Here is a 12,327-nt window from a genome sequence, read left to right on the forward strand (position 1 = left end):
TTCACTGTAAATGATCATATTCATAGGGCGATAAATAATATTAACATAAAAATTGACGAATAACCTAAAGATTTTTTCATAATTTTTCTTTATATTTCTTCCTTCACTGAATGTTTTCTAGCTTCAACTAAATTTATCTTAACAATATTGGTTACTCCGGGAACCTCCATTGTTGCTCCGAAAAGTGAATCACAATTTTCCATAGTTCCTTGGCGATGAGTAACAACAATAAATTGAGTATATTCATTGAATGTTTTAATATACTTGGCAAATCTTTCAACATTGAGAATATCAAGCGGGGCTTCAACTTCATCTAAAATTACAAGCGGAATGGGTCTAACTTTTAGTATTGAGAATAGAGTTGCAAGTGCAACTAATGATTTTTCACCACCACTAAGTAAATTTAAATTTTGAATATTTTTACCTGGTGGCTTAACAATAATATCAATACCTGTACCTATTATATCATTTTCATCTGTAAAAACAATACTAGCAGTTCCTCCACCAAAAAAACTTGAAAATACTGTTGGTAAAACATTATTGATATCCTTAATAGTTTTTTCAAATTGATAAGTCATTTCTCCGTCAAGTGAAGTTATTGCTTCTTCAATTTTTTTAATAGAATCAGATACGTCGTTTAGTTCCTTTAAGATAAAATCATAATCTTTTTTCTCTTTTTCATAAAGTTCAATCGCTTCATAATCAATACCCCCGAGTTTAAATATGCTAGACCTCATTTGACTAACAAAAAATTCATCATATTCTATATGGCCTTTAATTTCAGATATATACTCTTGTGCAGATTCAATTGTCATTTGATAATTTCTCATCAACAACTCAGAGTTATTCTCAACCGCTCTTTTATAGCTTTTCATTTTTTCATTCAATGATATAGTTTTTTCATTTAAAACTGAATTGTTTTGATAGTACATATTCAATTCCTCTTCTTGTGAAATCTTTTCAAGCTCATTTGATTTAACAAGATTTGAATAAATATTATATTTTTGTTCTAAAGCTTCTTTATCTGCTTCCAAATTTGCCAATGTTATAGATAGTGTATTTTTTTCATCTGGAGTATCTAATGAGGTTTTTCCACTTATAAAATCTCTGATATCAATCTGTTTTATAGCATAAAACGATGAACTAGCGGCTTCCATATTTTTAAGATAATTAGATTTATTTGCATTTCAGTGAGCTATAGTTGAATTAAATGATGTCATTGAAGATTCAACTTTTGAAATTCCTTTTAAAAGTTTAGTGTTTGACTCTTCCAACTCAGTTATTTCATTTGAAGTTTTTTCAATTTCTTTTTTAATTTTTTCAATTTCATTTGAATGGTCAATTATATTATCAAATCTTCTTCTTTTTTTTGAACCTCCATTAATTGCCCCATATGGAAGGATATGCTCACCTGTAAGAGTAACAATATGAAATTTGTTATATATTTTGGATAATTCATCTGCTGATGCAAAATCTTTCATAACTATCCCGTTTGCAAGAAGGTTGTCTGCAACAATTTTATATTTTTTATCTGTTGTAATTAATTCATTTGCAAAACCAACAAATCCTTTTGCAGACTGAATAACAAAACGGTCTTTATCAGCAATATAGTTAGATTTTAATGTATTTAATGGTAAAAAGGTTGCATGCCCAGCCTTATTTGAAACTAAAAAATCAATAGCAGATTTAGCATTTGATGATGTTTCGACAATAATATTTTGATATGCATTTCTTAATAGTTGTTCAATGGCTAACTTGTGATCATCATTAATCTTAAAAACATCGCTCACAATTCCAACTATTCCTGGTAAATTATTTTTATTCTCCATTACAACTTTTACACCCTCAAATAAATGAGAGCCAGACATTTTTTGATTTAACAAATAATCAATTGATAGTTTTTTTTCAGAAATTAAATTATCCTTATAACGTAATTGAGATATTACTTTTTCTCTAAGATTTTTTAACGTTGTTAATTTTTCTTGTGCTTCTTTTAGTAATTTCTCTTCATTTATAATTGTACTATTTGAAGTATCTAATAATAATTTATTTTCGCGATAATCTCTTAATGAATTTTCAATTATTTTTTCCTCATTATTGTTGGAGTTTTTCTCCATATTAGAAAAATTAAGTGTTGTCAACTTAATTTTGCTTTCAGACATTTTCTGAACAATACTTGTTATTTTTTTTGAGGAGTCAAGCTGCTTTCTTTGATTTTCCCTTATCAATAATTCGATTTTTTTAATTAATTGACGCTTATCAATTATATCTTTTTTTACTTTATTATTTTCCTTTAAAACGAAAGTTAGTTCTTTATTAATCGGTATAATTTGTTCATTAAAATAATCAATTTCTTGGATTGCCTTTGAAACTTCCATTGACTTAAGTTTTTCAAAGTTATTTTTGAATAAAATGGCTCTTTTTGCTTGTGCTTCTAATTTTGGTAAAATTTTTTCTTTTTCATTGATTATATCATTTAACCTTGCGTAATTATCTTTTGCCTTTGTAAGTTCTCGAATGGCTTCATTTTTTCTTTTTTTATAAATTGAAACTCCAGCAGCTTCATCAAAAAATGTTCTTCTTTCATCTGATTTAGATTCAACAAAATTGCTAACAGATCCTTGAGAAATCATCGCTAGACTAGATTTAGTTATTCCTGTTTCTAATGCAATATCTAATATATCTTTTAATCTTACTCTTTGATTATTAATATAATATGCAGATTCATTACTATCTTTGCGATATGTTCTTTTTACTGATACTTCATCATAATCAAGGTTTGAAAATATTTTCTTACTATTGTCAAAAACAAGTGTAACCTCTGCGTAATTTAATGCTGGTTGGTCTTTACTCCCAGCAAATACTATATCTGCATTATTATCACTTCTTAAAGATTTATTTGATTGTTCTCCAAATGCTCATCGAATTGCATCATTAATATTTGATTTTCCAGCTCCATTTGGTCCAACGATACCAATTAGAGGATTTTCAAAATTAATAACGGTGTGATTACCGAACGACTTAAAACCAGTAGCTTCAATTCTTTTTATGAAAATCATATTTCTCCCAACATATTATTATCAAATATCTTATATTTAGATATATATCATATTTATTATACATAAAAAATAAAAATTTTATCATATAAAATCAATAAATACTGAATAAATACTTCCTTATAATTAAAGATTATAAAAGATTTAATTTTTGTAACGCTTCTTTTGCTGCATTTTTTTCTGCAACTTTCTTACTAGGACCCTCACCCACACCATAAACAACATTATTAATTTGCACCTTAATAACAAAATTGTGTTTATTAGATTCTAAGATCTCATCCTTTTCAAGAACATATTTAACACTATTAATTCCCAACGCTTCTTGTAGAATAGTCTTGTAACTAACAGCATTATTTAATGCTGTTTTTTTATCATATTCATACCTAATAAGTGTATTTTTAATAAAATCTTCAGCTTTTCTATAACCAAAAGCGATAAAAATAGCACCAACTGTTGACTCATAAATATCTGCACATAATTTTTCTTTTAGAGCTCCATTATCACGAATTTCAGAAACTGATAAAAAAACACAAGTGTTCAATTCCAATCTAATTGAAATACTCGCCAATGTTTCTGTTTTTACTAATTTTGCTCTAATATTGGTTAAATCTCCTTCGGTAGACTCGGTGAACTCATTATAGATAAGATTAGACACAACAAGATCAACAACAGCATCTCCCAAAAATTCTAGCCTCTGATAATTATCTAAATCCTTTTCATATGCATATGAACCATGTGTAATAGCTGATGCAAAAAGTTTTGAGTTTTCCTTAGTCACCTCAATCCCATAATTTTTAAGTATTTTTTTGTATTTCTCTAGGGACATTATTTCTTCTTTCTATTATTTTAAATTTTTTTCAATTTCTGATAATACATTGTTTTTTACAGCTTCATATGTCATTCTTATCGTTGATACAAATGATAAAACATCGCTTGACCCGTGTGATTTAAAAGCTATCCCATTTACTCCAAGCATTATTGCTCCAGCATAATTTTTATAATTAAATTTTGCCTTTATACGTCTAAAAACCATTCAAAATCCGAGAATGTATGTGAACATCACTCACGGGTTCTTTTTCACTCCTTTTTTTATTTCTCGGAGAATATTTTTACCCATTCCTTCAAATGATTTTAGTGCTATATTCCCAGCATAACCATCACATACAATAACATCAACAATGCCAGATGTTATTTCTCTACCCTCAATATTTCCATAAAAATTAATATTTTTATCTTCCTTGATTAATTTATAAGCTTCTCTCAAAAATTCTGGACCTTTTGAAGATTCAACCCCAATATTTAAAAGCCCAACTTTGGGGTTGGCAATGTTATAATTTGTTTTTGCGTAAATTGACGCTATTTTTGCATAGGTGTATAGGTCCTTGCTTGTATTTTCTAAATTTGCACCAACATCTAATAAATGTGTAACTTTATCCTTAATAATTGTTGGTATAATAGGCATGAAACCAGGGCGTGAAACTCCTTTTATTTCTTTTAGAATAAAATGACAACCTGCAACAAAACTTGCAGATGATCCAGCGGTTATCATACCAGATATTTCTTTTTTTTCTAATGTTTCTAACGCTCTTACCATTGATGAATCTTTTTTTCTTCGAATATCAAGCACGCCATCGGTCATTTCAATTACTTGAGTGCAACCGAAAATTTCAATTTGATTCTTATTATATTTATATTTTTTTAATTCTGTTGTTATTGTTTCTATATCACCAAATAAAACAAGACATAAATCTCTATATTTTTTAATACTTTCAATGGCAGCTCTAATAGCAACTTTTGGTCCATTGTCAGAGCCCATTATGTCAAGACCAATTTTATACATCTTGAACACATTAATCTTTATGATATTTAGCTTTATTTTCTTGTTGTCTTTGGCTACCATTTACACAACAGGCACACTCTTTATCAATACAAACTATGCATGAAATACATTTTGCACAGCTTTTGCAGCCAAGAAAAGAACCAGAACAAACTCTGCATGTATAACAATTATGTGCCCCTCCAGGGCAACAAATTCCTTTTTCTTCCATATCTAATCTCCTTTATTTAATTTTATAACAATTTAGTAAAAGTTAATTTTTTTTTAGATAAAAATAGAATAAGTAAAAATATATAATATAAGTTATAAACATGAGCGTTAGAATTAAAAACCTAAAATTTCCGAAATTATATATATACCTAATAAAATTTATATTTTAAATATAAATATACAATTATTTAATTTATAATTATATTTTTTATAAAATAATATTTTACTCTATTCCTATAATAAATGAATATACAGAATGTTGTGTCTCAACAATCTCATACTCAACATCATAGTTATCATCCAATAATTTTCTAAGAATAACAACATCGCTATGTTGTGCATCTGCTCCAACGAATATTGTAATAATTTCAGATTTACTGGTGATAAATTTTGTTAATGATTTCTTAAATATTATATCAATTGAAGGAGCTGAATAGTTAATTTTTTTATTAACAACGGAAAAGTAATTTCCTTCTTTTACTTGTACCCCATCCATATTTGCATCTTTAGCTGCTTTTGCAATTGAAAAGGTTGTCAAATTTTTCATTACTTTATTTAAATTGGTTATATTATTCTTTGGTGATTCACTAGGGTCTAAATTTAAATAAGCAGACATTCCCTCAACAATTGATTTACTTTCAATAATAATAATTTTTGATTTTTTTTCTTCTTTTTTTGCTTGTTGGACTGCTAGAAATATATTAGAATCATTTGGAAAAATATAAACAACTTTTGCATCCACTTTCTCGATTGCCTCTAAAAAGTCTTTAGTTGATGGGTTCATTTTATCACCACCATTAATAGTGTAGTCTATATTTAATTCATTTTTAAAGTAGTCGGCCATTTCTTTGGATCTTGCAACAGCAATTGTTGCAATAGAGTTTTCAAGTTTTCGAACACTTTTCTTTGGAACTGTTGCTTTTTTACCTTTAGAATGAGGATTACCCCCAATAACATGCTTATCAGATTGCAATGTCATATTTTCAACCTTAATTGAATAAAACTCACCAAACTGTTGTAAGTATGTTAGAACTTGACCTGGCAAAGGGGCATGGGTGTGTATTTTCAATATATCATCGTCAATCACTGCTACAATTGACGTATTTTCATATGCTTGTAATGTATTTCTAATTGTATTTATATCTAAACTTAATTGGGCTTTTTCAAGCATAACAATAGCTTCAGTACAATATCCAAATTCACTATCCCCATCTAATATAATATCTAAATTATTCCCAGTATTCTCATCAAGTTTTTTTAATTTTGCTATTATTTTTCTATTTTTTTGATAGTAAATAGCTCCTTCAATAAATTTAACTAAACCAAATCCGCCACTATCAACGACTCCAACCTCCTTCAACATCGGCAGAAGATTAGGCGTATTTTCTAATGACTTATTTGCGGCATCACAAATGCCTTGTAGAACTGTTGTTAAATTTTCTTTTTCAAAGCTGTTAATTGTATCAACGTACTCTGAGGTTTCTCGAATAACAGTTAATATTGTTCCTTCAACCGGTTTCATTACAGCCTTATATGCAAATTCTGTCGCTTTTTTAAATATTAGTTTTAAGATATCTACATTGAATCCAATTGTATCAACATCAGACACCCCAACACTAATCCCTTTTATTATTTGAGAAAAAATAACCCCAGAATTTCCTCTTGCACCCATTATTAAACATCTAGCAAATTTAGATAAAAGTTCTTTTATTGTGCATTCTTTCATATCAATAATCTCATTGTATCCATTTGTACAAGTAAGATTCATATTTGTTCCTGTATCTCCATCAGGAACTGGAAAAACATTAAGTTTATCAATCTGGGGATAATAATTATACAAATTATTTACACCACTTACTAACATATTTTTTACTATAAGAAAATTAGATTTCATTAACATTGCCTTCCATTATTATATTTATTAATTTTTATAAATAATATTATAAAGTTGGTTCAAAAAAGAACTACTCATTAATAATATCATCAACCACCAGATCTACAATATAGCTTCGAGTGTATTCTGATGCTTTTTCAAGCTCAAATTTTATTCTATATTGAACTTCTCTTAATACATTTTTCATATTAAAACCATTTAGTAAAATTAGATGAATCATTAAATGATTATTGTCATTTTTAACATTAAATTCAACAGATCTAACAACATCTTTTGTTGATAGTTCATCCTTAGGAGTAGCTTTATAATCTGCAAACCCTTTTACACCGGGTATTAAATATACAGTATTTTTAATAATTGTTAATATTTTTTCATCATCCATATTTTCATTATCCCTATATTTATTTTTATATATAATTAATTATACACTATTTTAAATATGTTTTCAATAGTATTCAGTTCAAGAAGGGTATTAACACCGCATAAAGAAAGTGTTCCCCATTATGTAAAAGGAGCCAGAATATAAGATAAATGCATTAATGGATATAAATTTGGGCATAATGAATTGCAAACTAAAAATGTACAAATAGTTCGATTATATTGCCTATTTACAAAAAAATTCTCCTGATAATCATTATGATTAAAGTATGAAGAAATTTAGAGATATAATAAAATATAAGTATAATTTTTTTTTAGTTGTTAAAAATATATTTATATTACCTAAAATTTACAAGCGTTCGAAAATTGGGGTTAAAAAGTGGCTAGACTATTGCTTTAATTATCAGCGCATTGGTGTTGATAAAAATAATATAGATATTAATTCACTTGATTATTTTTATAATGATTGAAAAAATATTAAAAATATAGTATCAAAACCGGTCTTTAATAGAGAAAACATTGATGAAATCATAATTAAAGGAGAACTGGGAAATATTAGTGCAATTATTGGTCTTAATGAAAATACAACAAAATGGGTTATTGGTCTTCATGGTTGAACTGAAAATAAATACTTAGGGTTAAGATTGCTAAATGATTTTTATAAAAAAGGTTATAATATCTTGTCATTTGATAGTTTTGCTCATGGATTAACATATGGTAACAAAACAGATATCGGGTACTCAACAGTTAAAATCTTAGATAATATAATCAAATACATTAAAGATAAATTTTTTGCTTCTTCGATTGGACTGATTGGAAATAGTATGGGAGCATCGACCGCTATCTTGTATATCCAAAATGGGTTAGAAAGAAAAAATATTAATTGAGTCGTTGCAGATTGTGGATTTGCAGATCTCTTGATTCAAATGCGATACAAAATACAAGAAAATGAAGAAACAAATTGGCCCTTAATATCTATTGGTCTTTGTAATAAATTTAAAAAAGAAACTAACACAAATATAAAAAAATATTCACTTATAAAGAAAATGAAGAAAATAAGTAAGGTACCAATATTATTTATTCATCCATTGGGAGACACATTTATAAATTATGAACATAGTCTTTGGATGTATAATTGTAAAATAAAATACGAAAAACAAATTGAGAGTAAAATTTGAATGCCGTTAGGTTCAGAGCATGTCCTCGCCATATCAACATATCAAAATCAATATTTTAAAAAAATAGAGGAATTTATAGATAAATTTTAACAAATTTTATGCTTATTTATAATATCATCAATAATTGATATAATTGAAGGGGAATAAAATATTTAAAAAATCTGTTTATATTCATACATTAACAAGCTTATTACTACTATGAACATACGTTATACTTAATGTGCTAATAGAATTATCATAATAAAAGAGATAAAGGCTTAGTTTTTCTATTTTTACTAACTATATTATAATTTATTACTTTCATGCAATTTCAATATTTCATTAACTTTTCGAAACTATCTAAGAAATGGTTAAAAAATTATAAAAAATTATAACTAAAGTATTTTGTAAATTTATGTTCTATTTAATCATTTAAACTCTAATTTGTAAAATTGCGTTTAAATCTATTTTAGCCATTGAATGTTAGTTTATTTAGATTCTTTACAAACTTGAAAATATTTTTGTTTACAAAAGCGGTGCTACAATATTATTTATCTATTATTTTTTATTATTGTTATTTGCAAATATTAATACACTATAAATAATATTAATCTACAAATAGTAAATAAATTGGGGGGCATAAGGGAAGCTAAGTGTACTGAATTATACCTAGTTTTTTTTCTTTTTACCACTTATATTATAATTTATTTCTTTCATGAATTTTCAAGTTTTTATAAACCTTTGAAATGTATTTAAGAAATGATTAATATTTATAAATTTTTCTCCAAATGATTTTATGAATTTTTGTTTTATTCAACCGTTTAAGCTTTTTTTGGAGAATTAGGTTTGAACATTTTTTAGACATTAAATGTGTAATTTGTTTATTAGACTTTATAAAGTTAATAATATTTTCATTTGCAAAAGCGCCACCACAATCTGATGAATTATTAATTTTTTATTATTGTTATTTGCAAATGTTGATATATTTTCAAAATCTTAATTACATTCTTACTATTTTCATTCTTTCAAATTTATAAGCAAGAGATTTTTTGTTTTCTCATATATAAAATATTAATCAATTTAATTTCTGTATGAGTTTTTATCTTCATATTTATTCAATAACACTAATTACATTTGTTATTATAATTTGTTTTGCTAAATCATAATAACAAATTTGTTATGTTTTTTTGATAAAAGATGATTCTTTCTTTTTCTTGATATGTTTTAAAAACATTTGCTTTTCCTTGTTAATTTTCTCATTTTAATAAAGACATTTTCTTGTTTAGAAACCTTAATTCAATTAGAAATACCACTATAACTAATACAGAAATTCTTATATTTTCTAATAAATTAATTAAAATATAATGGTAATGATGAAATCGAAAGATTATTCTTAAATATATTTAAAGGGGAAAGAAAATTAAATTTTCTTTAAATTGGTGGTAGGGTGTTATACTAATATTGAAATATTTAATTAAATATTTTGTGTTTAAATTAAAATTTGCTACATATAAGTATATTTGTGAACATGAGTAATGTTTATAAATTTTTGATTTTTGTATGTTAATTTTATCCTTCTTACTCATCCTCATCAAATTCATCATCACCATGGCTGTGCAAGAATGCATAGACTTTTCCAATACTTCATATTTCCCTTTTAATAATAAGTTATCTAGTCATGCTTTGTATATCTCCTTTTTTAGCTTTATTTTCTCTTTTTAATTCTTTTATTTATTTATTCTGTAATTTTAATCGTTTTTGATCAACAACATCTTTATTTTTTTTGCACATTCACAATTTTTAAATCTTTCTACAAAAATTTCTTTAATATTCTTATCATAATGCTTATTTTTCATTATTTTCCACTTTATAAAAAGCTGGATGTTTTATCCTCCAATACACTTATCTTCTCTTATGCCAATTTAGTACAACAATATTATTGTTATCATATCTAAGAAAGATTTTTTTGAGAATAAATTTCAATTAAATAAAGTTACTATGCATTCTAATCTAATTAGATAAATAAATTAAAAAAATATTTTAAGTTAATTAAACAAGTCAATAAAAACTAAAAATACCAGACATTAAATTCTCTATAACATTTAACACCACATTTTATATGGGTGCTCATATTTATTTTATATTAATGTTATAATGAAATTTTTCTATTTAAGAAATACATTCACAGTGTTGCCAAACCACCTAATACTATAAAGTAAATTAGGTTAATAAATTTATCTATCCCATCAACCATCACACTTGTCATCGATGAGAATATTATTGGTATACATTTAATAATTCCAAGAAAGCTTTCTGGCATTAGGGTTGAGTAACGAACAAGGCTTATACCATTGTTATATTTATTAGAATTTTTAACAATAAATAGAACTAGGAAATCAAATCTGCAGATACAAGCAAATATAATGATTAATCCAGTTGAAATTGTAACCAAAACTATATATAAAACTAATGATTTATTTCATAATAAATATCCGCCCAATAATATTAAAATTGTTAATAATAACACATTCATATATATATTAAATATTTCTCAACAAGCAGATGGAGTGCTTTGAAAATATGGTAGTTTTACTAATGTTGTGAATATAATATCAATTAAGGAATTTATAAATACATAGAAAATGACCACAAACAATAGAATAAAAAATACTTCGTTTCTACTTAACCCAGAATAAAAGGCAAACCTAAATTTTTTATTACGAAGCTGGTAAAAAAATAAAAAGAACGCAAACATAGTAATGGTTGAAAAAACCACCAAATAAAATAAACCAAAAAATACTAGAAGATCAAACTGGACCGCATTAAATAATCTAGAAAGTGAGTTAGATTCTTTTAATTTTAAAAGACTATTATCTCATTTTGCCCTACCGTCTTCACTAAGATATATAAAACTAAATATGAAAATAATGACCACGGGGGCTATTATTGAACATATAAACCATACCTTGTTGATGCTAACAACATTTCCAAAAAATATTAATTTTTTTCTAAATTTACTTTTAATAAAACTATTTTTTTCTTTCTTATTAGTCATCTTCCGCCCCATCTATTATATCTTTAATCTTTTGATTATTTGAGTAAAATTCATAATATATCTCCATCTGTTTACTTAATAACTCATCTCAATTTGATATATCCTCATTTTTAAATATTTCATTTTCTTTAATAACAATTACTTTGTTACATAAATTCGCAATATCTTCCAATATGTGCGATGCGTAAATTATTATTTTATCATTTGCAATTTCCTTTAAAAATTCAGAAAGTAATTTTGAAGCTACTGGATCAAGGCCAATTGTAGGTTCATCGAGCAGATAAATATCTCGGCTATAACCTAATGTTAAACATATTTTTAGTTTCTGTTTCATTCCTGTTGATAATTCTTTTATCTTCTTTTTTGAAGTTAATTTAAAATTTAATAATTTTGCTATATTTTTAACATTACTTTTTTTATCTTTATTCAGTGATGTAAAAATAGAAACAAATCGTTTAACAGTTAATGAATTGGGAAGATCATCTTCACTGGATATATAACCCACATTGTCTAGATTAAACAAACGATCTTTAGTAAATACATTATTAACTTTAACATCACCTTCATTTGGTATTAAAAAACCAGTTAATAAGCGCAAAAATGTAGTCTTACCCGCACCATTAACACCCAATAAACCAATAATCCCTTTATCAATTTCTAGGTTTATATTAGTCAAACCAGCCTCATTATCAAACATCTTATTAACACTGTTAAAAATTACCTTCATATTTCAACCTTAT

General features: G+C 26.0%; 9 protein-coding genes. 1 reads left to right on the plus strand and 8 read right to left on the minus strand.

The window, feature by feature from the left end; all coding sequences use genetic code 4:
• Positions 1 to 89: 89 nt before the first annotated feature.
• The 6 genes from AAHM97_RS04250 to AAHM97_RS04275 all read right to left on the minus strand — a co-directional run bounded on the left by AAHM97_RS04250 (position 90) and on the right by AAHM97_RS04275 (position 7,379).
• Positions 90 to 3,059: an AAA family ATPase gene (locus AAHM97_RS04250; protein ID WP_342268702.1), complete on the minus strand. Its 2,970-nt coding sequence runs from the start codon at positions 3,057 to 3,059 to the stop codon at positions 90 to 92.
• 130 nt (positions 3,060 to 3,189) lie between these two features.
• Positions 3,190 to 3,882, minus strand: a complete 693-nt coding sequence (rnc, locus tag AAHM97_RS04255; protein WP_342268703.1) for a ribonuclease III — start codon at positions 3,880 to 3,882, stop codon at positions 3,190 to 3,192.
• A 15-nt stretch (positions 3,883 to 3,897) separates the two neighbouring features.
• Positions 3,898 to 4,896: a phosphate acyltransferase PlsX gene (gene plsX / locus AAHM97_RS04260; RefSeq protein ID WP_342268704.1), complete on the minus strand. Its 999-nt coding sequence runs from the start codon at positions 4,894 to 4,896 to the stop codon at positions 3,898 to 3,900.
• Positions 4,897 to 4,906: 10 nt separating this feature from the next.
• On the minus strand, positions 4,907 to 5,104 hold the full coding sequence (locus AAHM97_RS04265) for a hypothetical protein (RefSeq protein ID WP_342268705.1): 198 nt from the start codon (positions 5,102 to 5,104) through the stop codon (positions 4,907 to 4,909).
• A gap of 222 nt (positions 5,105 to 5,326) precedes the next feature.
• Entirely contained in the window at positions 5,327 to 6,997 is a 1,671-nt protein-coding gene (locus AAHM97_RS04270) for a DAK2 domain-containing protein (protein ID WP_342268706.1), read from the minus strand.
• 70 nt (positions 6,998 to 7,067) lie between these two features.
• Positions 7,068 to 7,379, minus strand: coding sequence for a hypothetical protein (locus AAHM97_RS04275; RefSeq protein ID WP_342268707.1), 312 nt, complete (start codon positions 7,377 to 7,379; stop codon positions 7,068 to 7,070).
• Positions 7,380 to 7,644: 265 nt separating this feature from the next.
• Here AAHM97_RS04275 and AAHM97_RS04280 point away from each other — a divergent pair, with 265 nt between their 5' ends.
• Entirely contained in the window at positions 7,645 to 8,643 is a 999-nt protein-coding gene (locus AAHM97_RS04280; RefSeq protein WP_342268708.1) for an alpha/beta hydrolase, read from the plus strand.
• A 2,038-nt stretch (positions 8,644 to 10,681) separates the two neighbouring features.
• Here the strand turns inward: AAHM97_RS04280 and AAHM97_RS04285 are convergent.
• Both AAHM97_RS04285 and AAHM97_RS04290 read right to left on the minus strand, forming a co-directional pair.
• Positions 10,682 to 11,587, minus strand: coding sequence for a hypothetical protein (locus tag AAHM97_RS04285; RefSeq protein WP_342268709.1), 906 nt, complete (start codon positions 11,585 to 11,587; stop codon positions 10,682 to 10,684).
• Positions 11,580 to 12,314, minus strand: a complete 735-nt coding sequence (locus AAHM97_RS04290) for an ABC transporter ATP-binding protein (RefSeq protein ID WP_342268710.1) — start codon at positions 12,312 to 12,314, stop codon at positions 11,580 to 11,582. Before AAHM97_RS04290 ends, AAHM97_RS04285 begins: the two co-directional genes overlap by 8 nt.
• Between the last annotated feature and the right edge of the window lie 13 nt (positions 12,315 to 12,327).

Origin of the sequence: Spiroplasma endosymbiont of Aspidapion aeneum (assembly GCF_964031045.1) — a bacterium.
Classification (GTDB): domain Bacteria; phylum Bacillota_I; class Bacilli_A; order Mycoplasmatales; family Mycoplasmataceae.